The organism is Sphingomonas sp. DMC6 (assembly GCF_056314225.1).
Genome location: NZ_JBQUYT010000004.1, coordinates 231308 through 250188 on the forward strand (window position 1 = coordinate 231308; position 18881 = coordinate 250188).

The following is an 18881-nucleotide window of genomic DNA, read 5'->3' on the forward strand; positions in this document are numbered from 1 at the left end:
TTTCCCCTCCCTGCAAGGGAGGGGATCAAGGGGTGGGTCTGGCGTCGGGCTGGGCTCGATGCCCCGGCTGGCGCCCTAGGCTGCTGCGTCGTCGCTCGGGCTGGCGCCCTCGCACCCACCCCCGGCCCCTCCCTGCAAGCAGGGAGGGGAGCGCAAGCGTCATGTGCCGCACCCAGGCGCCTCAACCCATTCCCCCTCATGACCGTGGCATCGACGCGGCGCTGGCGGTCATGCCGTCATAGGTGACGCGCCAGCGCTGGCTGCCGGATTCGAGGATGGCGGCGAGCGGCTTGCCGGCGCCATCGACGCCCAGCACCACGGGCGGTTGGGTATCGATCGTCATCGCCATCGCGTCGGGCAGGCGGTGATAGCCGAATACGCGATCGTCTGCGGCCAGCGGCGCGCCGGTGCCGGGCACGGTGGCAAAGCTATAGCCATGCTTGTCCACCAGAAAGGCGATCCGCCGGTCGCCCAGCATCGCCGCGTCGGCCGCCGCCTGCAGCCGGCTGGCAAGGCGGCGCGCCTCGGTTTCGGCGCTCGGGCGGCGCGTGGCGGCGCCGATCCCCAGCGTAACGGCGCCCGCCGTAACGCCGATGATCGCCAGCACGACCAGCATCTCGATCAGTGTCAGCCCGGTTTCGGAGGACCGGCGCGCAGTGCGGACGGGCCCCCCCATGGCGGTCATCCCTTGCCGTCGATATCGGCGTTCACGCCCTCGCCGCCGGGCTTGCCGTCCTTGCCGAGCGAGCGGATGGTGAAGCTGGTGCCGTCCGACTGATATTCATAGGGCTTGCCCCAGGCATCGAGCGGCGGCGCCGAGAGATAGCCACCCTGTGCCCAGTTTGTCGGCACCGGCGGGGTGGTCGGCTTTTCAACCAGCGCCTTCAGCCCCTGGTCGGTGGTAGGATACTGGCCATTGTCGAGCCGGTACGTTTTCAGTGCACCCTCGATGCTGGAAATATTGGCCCTGGTCGTGGTGGCGCGTGCCTCATCCGGCCGGTTGATGACGTTCACGGTGATCAGCGTTGCAACCACGCCGATGATCACCAGCACGATCAGCATTTCGATCAGCGTCAGCCCGGTTTCCTGCTCGCCGACGGGGCGGAGCTTGCGCACGGGGCGCTGCGGTGCGATGTCACTAAACTGTTCCAAAACTATGCGCATCCCCGCCCCATGCGTCCGACCCATGAAGCTACCATGACAAGCGGTGCCCGAATACCAAAGCTACCGCAGCCGCACGCCGGAGGTGTGTGGACGCTGGCGGGCGACCGCCTGATCATAGCCGACGCAGAGGGGGCCGCAACCATCCTCGTGCCGACCGAGCGGGTGCGGATGCTGGCAGTGGATTTGCCGCTGCCCAATCGCGCGCGGCGGCTGGCGGCCTTGCCCTTCGCCGTCGAAGACCATGTCGCCGAGCCGCTGGAAACGCTGCATCTCGCGCTCGGCGCGCCCGTTGCGGGCAGCGGCCATCCGCATCGCTATCTGGCCGGCATCGTCCAGCAATCGGTGATGGCGCAGTGGGTAGCGCTGGCGGAAGCGCAGGGGCTGCATGGCGCGGCGATGGTGCCCGACGCCCTGCTGTTGCCCCGCCCGGTGGAGGGCTGGACGGTTTCGGTGCGCGATGGGCGGGCGCTGGTGCTCGCTGCCGACGGTACCGGCTTTGCCGTGCCGGCTGCCGTGCTGCGTGCTGCATGGGAAGCGGCCGGGCGCCCACCTGTCCAGAACCAGGGCGAGCCGCTGCCCGAAGAGATGCAGGCCGTGCCGGTCGTGCCCGATTCCGTCTCCGCAGCGGCCCGCGCGGCAATGGCGGCGGACCTGCTCGATCTGCGTCAGGGCGCTTTCGCGCCGCCGCGCGCGACGATCGGCAAGAACTGGAACCGTTTCGGTTGGATCGTCGGAATCGGCGTTGCTGCGCATGTGCTGATTGCCGGCGCCGATCTGGTGGCGCTGCGCGTGATCGCCGATCGCCGCGCACAGGAGGTACGCACGCTGGCTGCTACGGCGGCGCCGGGGGCGGATGTGTCCGGTGATCTGCGCGCGACTATTGCCGATCTGTTGCCCGCCGGCGGCGGGGGAACGCCCGACCGTTTCCTGCCGCTGCTCGCGCGCGTTTCGGCTGCGCTGGGGCCGCTCGGCTCGGGCATTGCCGTGCGGACCCTGGGCTATGAAGGCAGCGTGCTCACGCTCGATCTTGCGCCCGGCGAGCCCGGCCTTGCCGGCAAGATCGACGCCGCCCTGCGTGCCGCCCGCGTGCGCGGACGCGCCGTTGCCGCGCCCGACGGCGCGATTCGTGTTACGGCGAGTGCGGTATGAGGAACGTGATCCGCAACCAGTTGCCGACGCTTGATGCCGGACTGACGCGCCTTGGCACATGGTGGCAGGGCCGTCCGCCGCGCGAACGGACGCTGCTGGCGGTGCTCGCGCTGCTGCTCGGCGGTGTGCTGCTCGTCTATGCTGCCGTGAAGCCGATTCAGGATGCGCGTGCCGCCGCGCTGGCGGATATTCGCAGCTATGAGGTGCTCGCCGCGCGCATCCGCGCCGCCGGTCCGCTGGGCGCGGCACGGCAGCAGCGCCGCGCCGGGCCGCCGGCGGTACAGGCCAGCCAGTCTGCCGCCGCTATGGGCCTTGGCATCACCACCGCGCCGCTGCCCGGCGGGGTGCGCGCGACGGTGGCGGATGCCAGCTACGACACGATCGTCACCTGGCTGGCGGACGTGACGCGCAGCAGCGATTTGCGCGTGCAGCGTGTCACCTTCCAGCGACTTGGCGCGCCCGGCCATGTCTCGGCGGTGGTGGAGCTGGTGCAGTGATCGACCTCGATACGCCCGCGCTTCCTTATGGCTTTGCCCGCCGCCACGGCGTGCTGCTGCGCGGTACGCCCGAGGGCGTCGAGTGCCTCCATCGTGCCGATGCCGGGCTGGACGGGCTGCTCGAAGTGCAGAGGCTGGCGCCGGGCGCGCGGTTCGTGCGGCTGGACGGCGCCGCTTTCGACAGCGCGCTGGGCGAAGCCTATGGCGGAGCAGGCGGCGCTGCCGCAGACATCGATCTGGGCGGCATGGATCTGGCGGCGCTGGCCGACAGCGCGGCGAGCGTCGACGATCTGCTCGATACCCGCGACGATGCGCCGGTCATTCGCCTGATCAACGCGCTGCTGCTGGAAGCGGTGAAGGAAGGCGCGTCGGACGTGCATGTCGAGACGCAGGAAAAGCGGCTGGTCGTGCGGTTCCGCATCGATGGTGTGCTGCGCGACATGCTGGAGCCGCCGCGCGCGCTGGCGCCGCTGCTGGTCAGCCGCATCAAGGTGATGGCGAAGCTGGACATCGCCGAACGCCGCGTGCCGCAGGACGGGCGCGTGACGCTGCGGATCGGCGGGCACGATGTCGATGCCCGCGTCTCCACCATCCCCACCCAGCATGGCGAGCGGGTGGTGCTGCGCCTGCTCGAAAAGGGTTCGCTGAAGCTCGACCTGTCGGGCCTCGGCATGAGTGCACGCGACGAGGACGTGTTCGGCCGGCTGCTCGAACGGCCGCACGGCATATTGCTCGTCACCGGGCCGACCGGCTCGGGCAAGACGACGACGCTCTACACCGCGCTCACCCGGCTCAACGACCGCAAGCGCAACGTGATGACGGTCGAAGACCCGATCGAATATGAACTGCCGGGCGTGGCGCAAACGCAGGTCAACCCCCGCACCGACATGACCTTCGCGCGCGGCTTGCGGGCGATCCTCCGCCAGGACCCCGACGTCATCATGGTCGGCGAGATCCGCGATCAGGAAACCGCGCAGGTGGCGGTGCGATCGGCGATGACCGGGCATTTCGTGCTGTCGACTCTGCACACCAACAGTGCGGTCGGCTCCGTCACGCGGCTGATCGACATGGGGGTGGAGCGGTATCTGCTGGCGCCCATGGTGGTCGGGCTGTGCGCCCAGCGGCTGGTGCGCCGCCTGTGCACGCATTGCCGGCGCGAGGATGTGGCGACCGACGCGGATTCGGCGCTGCTCGGCGGCGCGATCAAGCCGGGCAAGAAGCTGTGGCGCGCGGTCGGCTGCGACCAGTGCCATGGCGAAGGCTATCGCGGGCGCGCGGCACTGTACGAAGTGGTGGCGGTCGACGACGCCATGCAGAAGCTGATCCACGACGGCGCGAGCGAGGCTGAGCTGGAACGCCACGCCCGCAAGCAGAATCCCAGCCTGCTCGACGACGGTCTCGCCAAGCTGAAGGCGGGGGTGACGACCGTGGAGGAAGTCGCCCGGGTCGTGAGGGACGAGGCGTGAGGGGGAGCGCAGGCTGCAGCGTTTGGCAGGGAGGCATCTGAATGCCCGCCTATGCCTATCGCGCGGCAGACCGCACCGGCACCGCCCGGCGGGGCGTGCTCGAAGCCTCCAGCCCCGCCGCCGCCCGTGCGCTGCTGCGCGAGCAGGCGCTGCTGCCGCTGTCGGTCGAGCCTGCAGCGGAGCGGGGGCGGAGCTTTGGCGCGATCACGCTGCCGCGCATCGGCAAGGGCGGGATAAGCGCCCGCGCGCTGGCGACGCTGACCCGGCAGATCGCTACCCTCGTCGGCTCCGACATCGCGGTTGAAGAGGCGCTGCGGCTGGTCGCCACCCAGTCCGAACAGGCGGCGGTCAGTTCGCTGCTGCTCGATGTGCGCGGCGCGATTCTCGACGGGCGCAGCTTCGCCGCCGCGCTGGCCCAGCACCCGCGCGCCTTTCCAGAATTCTACCGCGCTTCCGTCGCTGCCGGCGAGGCTTCCGGCAAGCTGCCGGATGTGCTCGGCCACCTCGCCGGTTTCGTCGAGAACCGCCAGGCCAACGGCCAGAAGCTCCAACTCGCCTTGCTCTACCCGGCGTTGCTCGCGGTGGTGTCGTTCGGCATGATGGTCATGCTGATGGTCTATGTCGTGCCGGACATCGTGAAGGTGTTCGTGTCGCGCGGCGCCGATCTGCCGCTGCTGACGCGCGCACTGATCGCGCTCAGTGCCTTTCTGCAACATTTCGGTCTCTATCTGCTGATCGCAATCGGTCTAGGGCTGGTGGGGTTCGGGCGCTGGCTGCGCGTGCCTGCCAACCGGCTGCGCGTGCACCGTTTCTTTGCCGAGCGCCGCCCGTTCCGCCGCTTCAGCCGGCAGATGAATGCCGCGCGTTTCGCCGGCAGCCTGGCGACGTTGGTGGGCAGCGCAGTGCCGCTGGTCGAGGCACTGCACGCCGCGGCGGCTGTCACGCCCAACCTCTATGTCCGCGAAAAGGCACTGTCGGTGGCCGCGCGCGTCCGCGAGGGCATCAGCCTTCGCGCGGCGATGCAGGAGGCGGAGGTGTTTCCCTCGATGCTGGTGGCGATCGTCGCCTCCGGCGAAAGCTCGGGCCGGCTGGCACCTGCGCTGGGCCGCGCCTCAGGCGAATTGCAACGCGAACTCGATGCGCTGGTTGCCACGCTCGTCGCGCTGGTCGAGCCGCTGGTGCTGCTGGTGATGGGCGGTCTCGTGCTGTTGATGGTGCTGGCGATCCTGCTGCCGATCATCAACCTGAACAACCTGGTTGGGATTTAGGCCTTCGCCTCACATCTTGCCCTGAAACCGCGCGCCGCCGGGCAGGCCGATAAACGGCAGCGCAGTGGCGCCGTCCCGCGTGACGCCCAGGTCGAGCAGGCCATCTTCGCTGAGCGTCGCATCGAGCAGCACCTGCCGCCGCTGCGTCGCCGGGACTAGCCGGAAGGCGGTGCGCGCGCCGACATGCTCGGCGGTCAGCAGCAGCGCCGGCACCGCCACGGCTGGCCCAGCGGGTTTGGTCTGGCAACTGCCGGGATCGGTCGTCACCTTGCCGTCCAGCATCTCGCTGCCGCCGCCGATCGCGATTCGCGGCATTTCCACCTGCATCGCGAAGCTGCAGGTGAAGGGCAGGTTCGGCTGAATTGCCTGCAACAGGCTGGAATCGGCGGCGCCGCTCACATGGTCGAGCACCATGCGGCCACCGGCATGCAGCAGCGCCTGCCCGCCCAGATTGGTATCGGGGCCGGTTGCCTTCCAGTCGGTAGCCAGGCCCAGGCTGGTCAGCGATCGCAGCGGCGCCACCTGCCATTCCAGCGTGCTGCCGCCGGCCAGCCCAACCTGACCGTGCCACAGCGTGCCTGCCACGCCGGTGCGCCACGGCGCCTCACGCACCAGCACGCTTGCCGGCAGCATCGCCAGCATCGCAAGCGCATAGGCCCCTATGCCCAGCAGGACGAAGACGATAAGACGCCGGCGTGCCCCATTCGCTGAATCCGGAGTTGGCCATGGATCGCCGGTCGCTGTTGCGGTTGCTGCAGTCGGGCCTGGTCGCGTCCGCGGCATCGGTCTCGCTTCCCTCGTTCGCATGGGCGGGCGCCAAAAAGGACAAGCGCCCTGTCGCTCTCTTGCTTCCGCTCACCGGTGCGCGAGCGGAACTGGGGCGTAGCATGCGGCAGGCCGCGTTGCTCGCGGAAAACGCCGAATTCGTGCTGAGTTTCGATACCGCCGGCAATACCGATGGCGCTGCCCGTGCTGCCGGCGAGGCGCTGCGTCACCACCCGGCGATGATCCTGGGACCGCTGAGCGCCACCGAAGTGCCGGCAGTGGGCAGCACCGTCGCAGGGCGTGTGCCGGTGATCGCGTTCAGTAATGATTCGGTGCTGCGCCAGCCGGGTGTCTGGATTTTCGGCATCACTGCCGGGCAGGTGACGAGTGCGATCCTGCGTTATGCCCGCACACGCGGCGTAAAGTCTGTGGTGATGGTCGACGACGGATCGCCCTGGAGTGCCGCCGCCAGCCTGGCTGCGGGCCGGATGGAAAGCGAACTCGGCCTCCGGCTGCGCATGTTGCAGGTGAAGCAGGGCCAGCCGGTGCCCGATGCGGGCGAGGCGCCCGATGCCGTGCTGTTGCCGGGCAGCGGCGAAGGGGTGCTGGCCGCCGCGCGGGCGCTGAAAGACAGCGGCGTGCAGTTGCTGGGCACCGTGCAGGGTCTGGACCACCGCCCCGAAGCGCTGGAGGCACTGGACGGCGCCTGGCTCGCCAGCCCCGATCCGGCCGCGTTCGACCAGTTCGCCAGCGCCTATTCGGCGCGCAACGGCGGCGATCCCGGCACGATCACCGCGCTTGCCTATGATGCCGCCGGAATCGTCAACACGCTGCGCGGTGCCGATGCGCTGAACATGCAGGGGCTGCTCGATGCGCGCGGGTTCCACGGCGTCACCGGCCCGGTGCGGTTCCGTACCGACGGATCGGTCGCGCGGGACTTCGCAATCCTGCGCGCCAGCCGGAGCGGCTATGAAGCCGTGGCGGTGAGTTCGGGATCGTGAAGCGGGCGGGCGGGGCCGGCGAGTCCGGCTTCACGCTGATCGAACTGATGATTTCGCTGGGGCTGTTCGCGCTGATCGCCGTGGCGGGGCTGGCGCTGGTCGACGGCATTCTGAACGTCAATCGCCGCACCGAAGGCCGGCTCGATCGGCTCGCCACGCTGCAGCGGACGATGTTCGTGCTGGCAAGCGATCTCGATCAGATCGCCGGTGGCGCCGTGGAGGGCAAGGGCGACCGGCTGCGCTTCTCGCGGGCGATGCCGGGGGTAGGCGGCAAGGCGATACCGGTGGAATATCGGGTCACTGGCGGCATGCTGGTGCGGGCCGCTCCCGCCCCGCAACTGCTGTTGCCGGGGGTGGTGCAGGCGCGCTGGCGCTTCTGGGACAATGGCTGGGCGGATCACTGGCCGCTCGACGCCAGCGACGCCAACAAGAATCGCTGGCCCCGCGCCGTCGAAGTCGAGCTGGCCGCGCAAGGGCCGGGCGGTGCGCCGGTGATGCTCCGCCGCGTCGTCGCGCTGCCGACGCGGCCGCTGGAGAAGCAGCCATGAACCGCGCGCGCGACGGCGAGCAGGGCATGATTCTGGTGAACGTCCTGCTGTTCGTGGCGATTGCCGCCGGGGTCGTGCTGCTGATGATCGACCGCGAGGAAGTGGCGCTCGACCGCAGCCTCAGAATGCGCGAGGCGGCGCGCGCGCAGGCGGTGGTGCGTGGCGGCGAACTATCGGCGCTGGTGGCGCTGCGCCGCGATGCGGAACTGGCGCCGGAAGTCGACCATCGCGGCGAGGCCTGGGCAAAGCTGGAAGCGCATGGTGCGCCGATCGAAGGCGGCCATTTCGATCTGGCGATTGCGGACGCCGAAGGCCGCTTCAACATCAACAATCTGCGCAATGGTGAGGCGGGCGCCGTCATCCTGTTCCAGGAGATTGCCGATCAGGTGGGGATGCGGCCCGAACAATTGCTCGCGGCCATCGAATATGTCCGCGCCGAAGGGCCGCTGACCGATCTCAGCCCGTTGCGCCTCGCCGGGCTGGAGCCGCGCGTCGCCGACCAGCTCGAGCGGCTGGTGACGGCGCTGCCCGGCGCCACCTCGATCAACCTCAACGCCGCCGATCCGGCGCTTCTGGGCATATTGTTCCACGATCCGCTGGTGGGACAGCGGCTGGCGGCGGTGCGCGCGCGCCAGAATTTCCTGACGCTCAAGGACCTGTCGGACCAGAATGTCAGCCTTCCCTGGGGCACCAGCTTTCGTTCGACGAGCTTCTGGGTACGGACCCGTGCGACGATCGGCGGCACCAGCCAGCAGGAAGCGACTCTGATCCAGCGCCGCCGGACCGCGCAGGGGGCGGTCGAAGTGGTGCCGGTGGAACGCTGGTGGAATGCGGCGGTGCCGCCGGGCGCGCCGCCCTTGCCCAAGACAACATAATTTGCTTGGCTGGCCCGTCGCGAAACCGGGTGCCATCATCCCGATCTGGAGAGCAAGTCCTTGGGCCTATTGAGCCTTTTCGGCGGTGGCGCGATTGGTCAGTGGCGCGATGCGCATCTTCGGCTGGCCCGGTCGGTCATGGAACAGGCCGCAGCGGATCTTATCGAAACGCTCGACAGCACATTGGCCGAGGCGGACTGGCGGGACGGCCTGATCGACCAGAGCCGCTTCATCGCTACGCGCATCGCCCCCATGGTGCGGAACGTCGCCGAGCCGCTGGCCCGCCGGGTACTCGAAGAGGCCGAGCATAGGCTGAGCGAGATCGTGCCCAATCCCGTGCCGATCCGTTGGCGCCCGCGCGCCCCCGAAGGCGATGGCTGGCAGGACATGGTGGCCGAGGTGCAGGACTGGGCCGTCGCCGGCGGCACCGCGCTGTTCGGCGTGGTGCGAGCGGCGGCGACGGCGCTGCCGGCCGCACCGGGCGGGGCATTTGCTGCGCGTGACTGGATGCGACTGCGCGCCGAGCAGCGGCTGCGCGCGCGGGTCCATGGCTATGTTGTAGCGGTGGTGCTGAAAGGTCCGAAGGGGCGACCGGCGATCCTCGAAATGCTCGCCCAGATATTGGCCGACGCCGCCCGCGAAGCGCGGCGCCTGTAGGCGTAGAACCAAGCTTGCCACCTGCGGCTGGTTGCGGGATTCGGTATACGAATCGACGAGGCGGGGACAGGATGCGACGCAGGACGCTGTTGGGGTACGGTGCCGGGGCTGGGCTGGCGGCGATGGTTCCGTTTGCGGCGGAAGCGCGCGCGGCGCTCGACACCGCCGCGGCCGGTGGCCCGCGCACCCGCGAACTGCTCGATTACGGTTGGCGCTTCCATCTCGGCCATGCCAGCGACATGGCGCGCGACTTCAATTTCGGTCTGGACCAGGAAACCTTCGCCAAGGCAGGCAGCAGCGCAGATGCCGCCACGCCCGATTTTGACGACCATGGCTGGCAGCCGGTGCAATTGCCGCACGACTGGGCGGTCGATCTGCCCTTTGCGCTGCCGCCGGGCGTTACCGCCGAAAAGGCGAGCGAGGATGTGTCGTCGCACGGGTTCAAGGCGATCGGCCGCCCCTTTCCCGAAAACAGCATCGGCTGGTATCGCCGCACGCTCGATGTCGGCCCGCAGGACGCCGGCAAGCGGATATGGCTGGAATTCGACGGCGTGTTCCGCGCCAGCCTTGTGTTCATCAACGGCTATGTCGTCGGCCGCAACGACAGCGGCTATGTGCCCTTTCAGGTCGATGCCACCGACTTCCTCAACTATGACGGCAAGCCCAATGTCGTCACCGTGCGTGCCGATGCCTCGCTGGGCGAAGGCTGGTTCTATGAGGGCGCTGGCATTTATCGGCTGGTGTGGCTGGTCAAGGCGGCCCCGGTCCATGTGCCGCAATGGGGGAGCTTCGTTCGCAGCACCGTTGTACCGGAGGGTGCGCGCGTCACCGCGACGATCGATGTGCGCAACACCAGCGAGAAGCCGGCGGACGTGGTGCTGCGCCAGCATATCGTCGATCCCGACGGCGCGGTGGTCGCGCAGTTCGACGACGCCGCCCTGGCGCCAGCCCCCGACACGGTGATCGCGCACGAAGCGAGCGTGATGGTCACGGCGCCGCGCCTGTGGTCGATCGAGCAGCCGAGCCTCTACCGGCTGGTGAGCGAGCTGGTCGCCGAAGGGCAGGTGATCGACCGCTATGAAACCCGCTTCGGCATCCGCACGATCCGGTTCGACGGCGAAAAGGGCTTTTTCCTCAACGATCAGCCGGTCAAGCTGCTGGGTGTCTGCAACCATCAGGACCATGCCGGCGTCGGCACCGCGATCCCACCCGCGCTCGATGCCTGGCGTATCGCCCAGACCAGGACGATGGGCGCCAATGCCTGGCGCAGCGCGCATAATCCGCCGTCGGAAGTGCTGCTCGACCTCTGCGACCGGATGGGCATGTTGATGATCGACGAGGCGCGGCTCAACAGCACCGACCCCGAGGCCTATGATCAGCTAGAACGGATCGTGCGGCGCGACCGTAACCATCCGAGCATCATCCTCTGGTCGGTCGGGAACGAGGAGCCGCACCAGATCGAGGCGCGGGGCGGCCGGATCAGCCGCAAGATGGTGCGCCATATCCGCCGGCTCGACCCGACCCGGCTGACCACCCAGGCATTCGATCGCGGCCATTACGATTCCGCCGCGCAGGAAGTGGATGTCGTCGGCTTCAATTACCACACCGAGACCGTGGCGGCCTTCCACAACAAGTTTCCGGCCAAGCCGGTGATCGGCACCGAAACTGCCAGCACGGTTTCGACGCGCGGCGAATATTTCAACGATGCCGCCCGCCAGATCGTCCGCGCCTATGACACGGAGTTTCCCCGCTGGGCCTCCACCGCCGAGCATTGGTGGCGGATCGCCGATGCCAGCCCCAATCTGGCCGGCGGGTTCATCTGGACCGGCTTCGACTATCGCGGCGAGCCCACGCCCTATCAGCGCTGGCCGGCGGTCTCGAGCTATTTCGGGGTGATGGACCTGTGCGGCTTTCCCAAGGACAATTACTGGTATTACCGCGCCTGGTGGCGGCCCGAACCGCTGGTCCATCTGCTGCCGCACTGGAACTGGCAGGGGCGTGAAGGGCAGGACATCGAGGTCTGGGCCTATAGCAATTGCGATGCGGTCGAGTTGCTGCTCAACGGGCGCAGCCTGGGCCAGCGGACCATGCCGCGCGCCGGGCATGTCGAGTGGCGCGTGCCCTATGCGCCGGGTCGGATCGAGGCGCGCGGCTATCGCGGCGGGCGCCTTATCGCGACCACGCGGCAGGAAACGACAGGCCCGGCGGCGGCAGTGCGGCTGACTGCCGACCGGCGGCAGATCGCTGGCGACGGCCGCGACCTGGCGGTGCTGACCGCAACGCTGGTCGACGCAAAGGGGCGGCCGGTGCCGAACGCGAACGCGTCGCTGCGCTTCACAGTGCAGGGGCCTGCGGCGCTGATCGGTGTCGGCAATGGCGATCCTACCAGCCACGAATCCGACAAGGGGCCGGATCGCCGCGCTTTTAACGGGCTCGCCCAGGCACTGGTGCGCAGCACCGGTGGCGTGGGTGCGATCAAGGTAATGGCAGAGGGGCCGGGGCTGGCGAGCGGAATCGGTGCGCTGCTCGCCGGGTGAGGGCGGCGCGGGTCACTTGCTGGTGACAGCGGCGACGGTGGCGTTCAGCAGCCGCGCCGCATCGCCGGGCGCCAGCCGCACCTGCAATCCGCGCTGGCCGCCATTGATATAGACGAGCGGCTCGGTCATCGCCGCCGCCTCGATCACCACCGGCAGGCGCCGCGTCTGGCCGAACGGGCTGATCCCGCCGACCTTGTAGCCGGAAATGCGCTCGGCATCGGCGGGTTTCATCATCTCCGCCGCCTTGCCGCCCAGCGCCGCGGCCAGCTTCTTCATCGCCACCTGATGGTCGGAAGGCAGGATCACCAGTGCCGGCTTGCCGTCGACCAGCGCCATCAGCGTCTTGAGTACGCGCGCGGGATCTTCGCCCAGCGCTTCGGCGGCCTGCATCCCGATCCGGTCTGCATCGGGATCATAGGCATAGCTGTGGACGGTGAAGGCAATCTTCGCAGCTTCCAGCATCCGCGTCGCGCGGGTTTCCTTCGACATCGGATCAGTCCGGCGTGGCCACGGGCCGGGGAAGGGCGGGGCAAGTCATGGCAGTCTGTTCGCACAGCCGCCGGGGCACCGCAACGCCGGCCCGGCGCCCAAGTGGCTGGCGCAGGGCGGAAAAGCATTTGTTTATTTTCCCATCAAAAAGGTGGGATTATGCCGGCTGCAACAAAGGAACGATGCAGCATGACCAGACCGGCCATCCCCTCGGCCTTCTCGCTCGAAATAGCCGATGCGGTCTCGGCACTGAACACTGTCCGTTCTGCCTGGCGTGAGCGCAGGGCGGAGCATCAGGGGCTGTCTCGCTTCCCGGCACCGGCGGCGCTGGCCCGGTTCGTCGAGCATGTCTCGGCAGCACTGTTTCCCACCCGGCTGGGCGGCTTTCGCGGCGGCATCGCGCGCGAGGACGATTTCGTCGCCGATCAGCTGGGGCAGGGCCTCGCGATCCTGCGCGAGCAGGTGGCGAGCGAGCTGGATTATTGGCAGCTGCACAACCGCGCCCGGTTCGACGCGGACCAGCCCGATACGATCGTTCGCCTGTTTGCCGCAGCCTTGCCGGAAATACGTGCGCTGCTCGACACAGATGTGGATGCGGCCTTTGTCGGTGATCCGGCGGCGAGCAGCGTCGACGAGATCCTGATCAGCTACCCCGGCGCGCTGGCGATTCTCCATTATCGCATCGCCCACCAGCTCCACGCGCTCGGCGCCGTGATCGTGGCGCGCGTGATTTCGGAGCTGGCGAATGCCCGTACCGGCATCGACATTCACCCCGCCGCGACGATCGGACCCAGCTTCTTCATCGACCACGGCACCGGGGTGGTGATCGGCGAGACGGCGATCATCGGGCGTAATGTCCGCCTCTACCAGCATGTCACGCTCGGCGCGCGCAGTCCGCTGGGGCTGGCACCGGCCGGACCGCGCGCGCGCTATGCCCGCCATCCGATCATCGAGGACGATGTGATCATCTATGCCGGGGCCACGATCCTCGGCCGCGTGACGATCGGCCGGGGCAGCACGATCGGCGGCAATGTCTGGCTGCTCGACGATGTGCCGCCCTATAGCGTGCTGGTTCAGCCGGCGGCGGTGCGCCTGCACGGCGATGCCCAGAGCAATCTGACGGCACGGCTGGCGGAGCATGATCGCTGACGATCCGTGAAAAGGCGTTTTCATTCGCAAATGATCCCGCTAACCATCGCTTCCCTTGGGACAGGACAAAGTTGATCCTGTCCGCGTGCCGATCCGGCACCGAAAGAGAGGGTGAATGGTGGGAAGGGGGCAGACAGCGGTCTCGCACGCGGTCGCGCGGTCCGGTCGTCGGCGCTGGATAATCGTCGCGCTGCTGTTTGCGGCGACGATCATCAACTATGTCGATCGCCAGATGATCGGCGTGCTGAAGCCGACTCTGATGGCCGATCTGCACTGGACCGAGCAGGACTTTGCCGGCGTCATCATCTGGTTCCAGTTCGCCTATGCCGTCGGCTACATCATCTTCGGCAAGGTGGTTGATCAGGTCGGCGCGCGGATCGGCTACACTATCGCCTTCATTGTCTGGCAGGTCGCGCATATCCTGCACGGCGCCGCGCACAGCCTGACCCAGTTCGCCATGGCCCGGTTCGCGCTGGGCATCGGCGAATCGGGCAACTTTCCCGCCGGCATCAAGGCCGTGACCGAATGGTTTCCGGCCAAGGAGCGTGCCTTCGCCATCGGCGTGTTCAATGCCGGCGCAAACATCGGCGCGGTGCTGACGCCGCTGGTGATCCCGTACATGGTGTTGGCCTGGGGCTGGCGGTCGGCCTTCGTCATTACCGGCCTTGTCAGCTTCGTGTGGCTCATCGCCTGGTGGACGCTGTACCGCAGCCCGCGCGAACACCCCAAGGTCACCCCCGGCGAGCTCGCCTGGATCGAGCAGGATCCGGCCGATCAGGTGCAGAAGCTCGGCTATGGTGCGGTGCTGCTGCGGCGCGAGACCTGGGCCTATGCGCTCGGCAAGTTCTTCATCGACCCGATCTGGTGGTTCTTCCTGTTCTGGCTGCCGGGCTATCTGTTCGAGCGCTACCATCTCGATCTCAAGTCGTTCGGCCTGCCGCTTGCCGCCATCTACCTCGTGTCGGACATGGGCAGCGTCGCCGGCGGCTGGCTCTCCTCCCGGCTGATGCGCGCGGGCTACACAGCCAATGTCGCGCGCAAGCTCACGATGCTGGTCTGCGCCTGTGCGGTGCTGCCGGTACTCTTCGCCGAATCGCTGACCAGCGTGTGGATGGCAGTGGCCGTGATCGGTATCGCGACCGCGGCCCATCAGGCCTTTTCCGCCAATCTTTATGCGTTGCCGGCAGACATGTTCCCGCGCGGCGCGGTCGGCTCGGTGATCGGCATCGGCGGTACCGTCGGCGCGGTCGGCGGCATTCTGATGTCTTTCTATGCCGGCGAAGTGCTGGCACGGATCGGCAACTACTGGCCGCTCTTCGCCGTGGCGGGCAGCGCCTATTTCGTTGCGCTGGCCTGTGTTCATTTCCTGTCGCCGCGGCTCGCCCGCGTCGACATGAGCGCCTGATTTCCCCCTTACGTTACCGGAGTATCCGATGGCCAAGCCGCTGAAGCTCGATCCCGACCGGCTGTTGCCGGCCGAGGACCGCATCCGCACAATCGCGCGCGAATTGTACCAGGCGGTGGCGGGCCTGCCGATCATCAGCCCGCACGGTCACACTGACCCGACCTGGTTCTCCACCAACAGCAACTGGTCGAACGCGACGGAGCTGCTGCTCGCGCCCGACCACTATATTTACCGCATGCTCTACTCGCAGGGCGTGTCGCTCGATGCGCTGTGCGTGCCGAGCAAGGCGGGGATGCCCGCCACCGATCCGCGCGCGGCGTGGCGCACCTTTGCCGAGCATCTCTATCTGTTCCGCGGCACGCCCTCGGCCATGTGGCTGGGCCATGTGTTCGGGCAGGTATTCGGCTTCGACGTGGCGCTCGATGGCGAGACGGCCGATTTCTACTACGACACGATCAACGAGAAGCTGGCGAGCGACGCGTTCCGTCCGCGCGCGCTGTTCGATCGCTTCAACATCGAATTTCTCGCCACTACCGAAGGGCCGCAGGACGATCTTTCGCCGCACCATGCGATCCGGGAATCCGGCTGGGGCGGCCGTGTCGTCACCACCTATCGCCCGGACGCAGTGATAGATGTGGAGCATGAGCAGTTCCACGGCGCGCTCAAGGTCTTTGCAGAGAAGACCGGCGAGGACGTGTACAGCTGGGACGGCTATCTCGCCGCGCATCGCAAGCGCCGCGCCGATTTCCGCGCCGCCGGCGCTACCGCGACCGACCATGGCCACCCGACCGCGCGCACCGCGAATCTCAGCAAGGCGGAGGCCGCGGCGCTGTTTGCGAAGATCCTCGGCAGCGACTGGACCGCCGCCGATGCCGAGCTGTTCCGCGCGCAGATGCTCACCGAAATGGCGGCGATGAGCGTCGAGGACGGGATGGTGATGCAGATCCACCCGGGCAGCTTCCGCAACCATAATGGCGGGCTGTTCGCCAGCCATGGCCGCGACAAGGGCGCGGACATCCCGATGGCGACCGATTATGTCCACGGCCTAAAGCCGCTGCTCGACCGGTTCGGCACTTCGCGTGACCTGTCGATCATCCTCTTCACGCTCGACGAAACCGTCTATGCCCGCGAGCTGGCGCCGCTGGCCGGCCATTATCCGTGCCTGAAGCTCGGCCCCGCCTGGTGGTTCCACGACAGCCCCGAAGGGATGCGCCGCTTCCGCGAGCAAGTGACCGAGACGGCGGGTTTCTACAACACTGTCGGCTTCAACGACGATACCCGCGCCTTCCTGTCGATCCCCTCGCGGCACGATGTCGCGCGGCGGATCGATTGCGGCTTCCTCGCCCGGCTGGTAGCCGAAGGGCGGTTGCTCGATTGGGAGGCTGCGGAGCTGGCGTTCGAGCTAACCAACGGGCTGGTGCGCCGCGCCTATAAGCTATAGCCAGCGCTGGCGGGCCTGTGGAAAAGGCTGTGGATAAGTTTGGGGACGGGCTGGGGATGCGCTTGTGCATGTCGCAGCCACGAGAGGATCGGGCAGGGCAATGACGATAGCGTTTTTCGGCGAAGTGATGCTGCGGCTCTCGCCGCCGGGGCGCGAACTGTTGCTGCAGACGCCGCGGCTGGAGGTGAATGTCGCTGGCGCCGAGGCAAATGTCGCGACCGGGCTAGCCTGCCTTGGTCACGCCGTGCGCCTGGTAAGCGCGGTGGCCGACAATCCGCTGGGCGCCGCAGCGATCGGCGAGCTGCGTCGCCGGGGCGTCGATACGCGCCATGTTGCGACCGAGCCGGGCCGGATGGGCCTGTATTTCCTTACCCCCGGCGCCGGCCTGCGCGCGTCGGAAGTCGTGTACGACCGCGCCCATTCGGTCTTCGCCACGCGCGATGCGGCAAGCTGGGACTGGGATGCGGCGCTCGCCGGTGCGACGCGGCTGCATTTGTCGGGCATCACGCCCGCGCTGGGGCCGAACACTGCCGCTGCCGCCATCGCTGCTGCCGAGGCGGCGCACGCGCGCGGTATTCCGGTCTCCTTCGACGGCAATTACCGCGCCAAGCTGTGGGAAGCGTGGGACAGCGATCCGCGCGCGGTGCTCACCCGGCTGATCGGCCATGCCGACATCCTGTTCGGAAACCATCGCGACATCTCGCTGTTGCTGGGCGAAACCTTCTCCGGCGACGGGCCGGATCGCCGTCGGCATGCCGCCGAGGCTGCCTTTGCGGCTTTTCCCGACCTAAAGCTGATCGCGTCCACCGCGCGTCATGTCGACGACGCCGACAGCAACCGTATCGCAGCCCGCGTGGACACGCGCGAAGCGGGGTACCAGACCGCCGAACTGCGCGTCAGTGGCATCGTCGATCGCATCGGCGCGGGCGATGCGTTCGCGGCAGGCGTATTGCACGGATTGCTGGAAGGCGGCGATGCGCGCGCGGCGGCCGAGGCGGGACTGGCGCTGACCGCGCTCAAACATTCGCTTCCGGGGGACGCCAGCCTGTTCACCCGCGCCGATCTGGCGGCCTTTGCCGAAGGCGGGCTGGACGTGCGGCGATAGGGGAGGCGGCGCTAGGCGACGGGGGCGTTATTGCTCGGGCTTGATCATCACGCCCTGACCGACCGATTGCACCTCGATCCGGTCCAGCTTCGCCAGAATGTCCGCGAACATATCGTCTTCGGGTATGGCGAAGTGCCGGCTGAAGGCTTCGCCAAGCCGGTCGAGGTCACGCTGCGTCAGCAACCCGACCGCTATGATCCGCTCTTCGGACAATCCGCGCCTCCTCTGGTTCGGAGGTAGAAACGGCGATCACGCCCGGAGGTGCCATTCCGGTTACAGAAAACAGCGATTCAGGCCTCTGCCTTCGCCTCGGCCATGCTGGCCTGCCGTTCGCCGGCATCGAGCGGTATGCGCAGGATCGTGCGAGCGCCGCGTTGCGGGTGGTCATATGCCACGGTTGCGCCATGGCTGCGCGCCAGCACTTCTATCAGGCGGGTGCCCAGGCCGGTGCCCTTTGCCTCGGCGCCGGGCGAAAAGCCGATTCCGTCATCTTCCACCACCAGCTCGGCCTGCTCGCCCTGTTGCCGCAGCAGAATCCGCACTTCGCCGTTGCCCTGCGGATAGGCATATTTGCACGCATTGCTGACCAGCTCATTGGCGATCATGCCCAGAGAGACAGCCTTGTCGGTGCGTAGTGTTACCGGCTCGGTCAGGGCGCGGACGGTGCGCGGTGCTTCGGGGTTGGACCAGCTTGCGGCCAGATCGTCTGCCAGCCCGGTAAGATATTCGTCCATCCGCACGAATTCGACATCGCCGCCGCCATAGAGGCGCCGGTTGACATGGGCGATGGCGGCAATGCGCTGCTGGGCGCTGCGCAGCGCCTCCTGCGCGCCCGGGTCGGACACGCTGCGGGCCTGCATGCCGACAAACGCCATCACCATTTGCAGGTTGTTGGCGACGCGGTGGTTCACTTCCTTCAGCAGCGCCTCGAGCCGGGCGTTGCTGATCCGCAACTCCTCCTCGACCCGGGCCTTGGCGCGCACCAGCCCGGCATGTTCGAGCACCTGCGCGAAAGTGCTGGCGAGCAGATCGAAGAAATCCTCGCCGACCGACTTCACCACATAGTCGTCAGCGCCCGATTTCAGGGCCGCCACGGCGATGCGGCTTTCCTCGGACCCGGTGACATAGACGATCGGTGGGCAGTCGGGCAGCGCCCGCAGCTGGGCGAGCGTCGTCAACCCGTCCTGGCCGGGCATATAATGGTCCACCGCAATCAGATCGAAACGGTGTGTACGTGCCAGATTGGTTCCCTCGGGGCCGCTGGCTGCCGTGGTGATGTCGAACCCCTTGCGCCCCAGCACGCGGGCGGCAAGGCGGCGAATACCTTCGTCGTCGTCGATATAGAGAATCCGTTCGCCCACTCCG

At 67.9% G+C, this 18881-nt stretch carries 19 protein-coding genes; 13 read left to right on the forward strand and 6 right to left on the reverse strand.

The features are described from left to right. Window positions 1-196: 196 nt before the first annotated feature. Window positions 197-676, reverse strand: a complete 480-nt coding sequence (locus ACT53M_RS11665) for a GspH/FimT family pseudopilin (protein ID WP_476233525.1) — start codon at window positions 674-676, stop codon at window positions 197-199. A gap of 5 nt (window positions 677-681) precedes the next feature. Then, window positions 682-1164: a type II secretion system major pseudopilin GspG gene (gspG, locus tag ACT53M_RS11670; RefSeq protein ID WP_476233526.1), complete on the reverse strand. Its 483-nt coding sequence runs from the start codon at window positions 1162-1164 to the stop codon at window positions 682-684. A gap of 33 nt (window positions 1165-1197) precedes the next feature. On the opposite strand from gspG, the gene gspL reads away from it, so the two are divergent. The 4 genes from gspL to ACT53M_RS11690 are packed head-to-tail and all read left to right on the forward strand — an operon-like array spanning window position 1198 to window position 5544. After that, the gene (gene gspL, locus ACT53M_RS11675) at window positions 1198-2313 is read left to right on the forward strand and encodes a type II secretion system protein GspL (protein WP_476233528.1); all 1116 of its coding nucleotides are present in this window, start codon (window positions 1198-1200) and stop codon (window positions 2311-2313) included. Beyond that, entirely contained in the window at window positions 2310-2810 is a 501-nt protein-coding gene (gene gspM / locus ACT53M_RS11680; RefSeq protein ID WP_476233529.1) for a type II secretion system protein GspM, read from the forward strand. Before gspL ends, gspM begins: the two co-directional genes overlap by 4 nt. Then, window positions 2807-4276 (forward strand): type II secretion system ATPase GspE, encoded by a 1470-nt coding sequence (gspE, locus tag ACT53M_RS11685; RefSeq protein WP_476233530.1) that lies wholly within the window; start codon window positions 2807-2809, stop codon window positions 4274-4276. The genes gspM and gspE overlap by 4 nt, the downstream gene beginning before the upstream one ends. A 41-nt stretch (window positions 4277-4317) precedes the next feature. Beyond that, window positions 4318-5544 (forward strand): type II secretion system F family protein, encoded by a 1227-nt coding sequence (locus ACT53M_RS11690; protein WP_476233532.1) that lies wholly within the window; start codon window positions 4318-4320, stop codon window positions 5542-5544. A gap of 9 nt (window positions 5545-5553) precedes the next feature. On the opposite strand, the gene ACT53M_RS11695 is transcribed toward ACT53M_RS11690, so the two are convergent. Next, window positions 5554-6177 (reverse strand): hypothetical protein, encoded by a 624-nt coding sequence (locus tag ACT53M_RS11695; RefSeq protein WP_476233533.1) that lies wholly within the window; start codon window positions 6175-6177, stop codon window positions 5554-5556. 92 nt (window positions 6178-6269) lie between these two features. Here ACT53M_RS11695 and ACT53M_RS11700 point away from each other — a divergent pair, with 92 nt between their 5' ends. From ACT53M_RS11700 to galA, 5 genes are all read left to right on the forward strand, one after another. After that, window positions 6270-7310 (forward strand): penicillin-binding protein activator, encoded by a 1041-nt coding sequence (locus tag ACT53M_RS11700; RefSeq protein ID WP_476233535.1) that lies wholly within the window; start codon window positions 6270-6272, stop codon window positions 7308-7310. Beyond that, complete coding sequence (locus ACT53M_RS11705; protein ID WP_476233537.1) at window positions 7307-7858, forward strand: type II secretion system protein GspJ; 552 nt, start codon at window positions 7307-7309, stop codon at window positions 7856-7858. Before ACT53M_RS11700 ends, ACT53M_RS11705 begins: the two co-directional genes overlap by 4 nt. Next, complete coding sequence (locus ACT53M_RS11710; protein ID WP_476233538.1) at window positions 7855-8733, forward strand: type II secretion system minor pseudopilin; 879 nt, start codon at window positions 7855-7857, stop codon at window positions 8731-8733. Before ACT53M_RS11705 ends, ACT53M_RS11710 begins: the two co-directional genes overlap by 4 nt. A gap of 138 nt (window positions 8734-8871) precedes the next feature. Beyond that, window positions 8872-9390 carry a hypothetical protein gene (locus tag ACT53M_RS11715; protein ID WP_476233540.1) on the forward strand — a complete coding sequence of 173 codons (519 nt, stop codon included), beginning with the start codon at window positions 8872-8874 and terminating at the stop codon, window positions 9388-9390. Between the two features lie 71 nt (window positions 9391-9461). After that, window positions 9462-11927 carry a beta-galactosidase GalA gene (galA, locus tag ACT53M_RS11720; protein WP_476233542.1) on the forward strand — a complete coding sequence of 822 codons (2466 nt, stop codon included), beginning with the start codon at window positions 9462-9464 and terminating at the stop codon, window positions 11925-11927. 12 nt (window positions 11928-11939) lie between these two features. On the opposite strand, the gene ybaK is transcribed toward galA, so the two are convergent. Further along, window positions 11940-12416: a Cys-tRNA(Pro) deacylase gene (gene ybaK, locus ACT53M_RS11725; protein ID WP_476233544.1), complete on the reverse strand. Its 477-nt coding sequence runs from the start codon at window positions 12414-12416 to the stop codon at window positions 11940-11942. Window positions 12417-12605: 189 nt separating this feature from the next. Here ybaK and epsC point away from each other — a divergent pair, with 189 nt between their 5' ends. The 4 genes from epsC to ACT53M_RS11745 all read left to right on the forward strand — a co-directional run bounded on the left by epsC (window position 12606) and on the right by ACT53M_RS11745 (window position 17516). Then, complete coding sequence (gene epsC / locus ACT53M_RS11730) at window positions 12606-13565, forward strand: serine O-acetyltransferase EpsC (RefSeq protein ID WP_476233546.1); 960 nt, start codon at window positions 12606-12608, stop codon at window positions 13563-13565. A gap of 115 nt (window positions 13566-13680) precedes the next feature. Beyond that, entirely contained in the window at window positions 13681-14970 is a 1290-nt protein-coding gene (locus ACT53M_RS11735) for an MFS transporter (RefSeq protein ID WP_476233547.1), read from the forward strand. A gap of 28 nt (window positions 14971-14998) precedes the next feature. After that, complete coding sequence (uxaC, locus tag ACT53M_RS11740; protein WP_476233549.1) at window positions 14999-16411, forward strand: glucuronate isomerase; 1413 nt, start codon at window positions 14999-15001, stop codon at window positions 16409-16411. Window positions 16412-16511: 100 nt separating this feature from the next. After that, entirely contained in the window at window positions 16512-17516 is a 1005-nt protein-coding gene (locus tag ACT53M_RS11745; RefSeq protein WP_476233551.1) for a PfkB family carbohydrate kinase, read from the forward strand. 27 nt (window positions 17517-17543) lie between these two features. On the opposite strand, the gene ACT53M_RS11750 is transcribed toward ACT53M_RS11745, so the two are convergent. Further along, window positions 17544-17729, reverse strand: a complete 186-nt coding sequence (locus ACT53M_RS11750; RefSeq protein ID WP_476233553.1) for a hypothetical protein — start codon at window positions 17727-17729, stop codon at window positions 17544-17546. 77 nt (window positions 17730-17806) lie between these two features. Next, on the reverse strand, window positions 17807-18877 hold the full coding sequence (locus ACT53M_RS11755) for a sensor histidine kinase (RefSeq protein ID WP_476233554.1): 1071 nt from the start codon (window positions 18875-18877) through the stop codon (window positions 17807-17809). Between the last annotated feature and the right edge of the window lie 4 nt (window positions 18878-18881).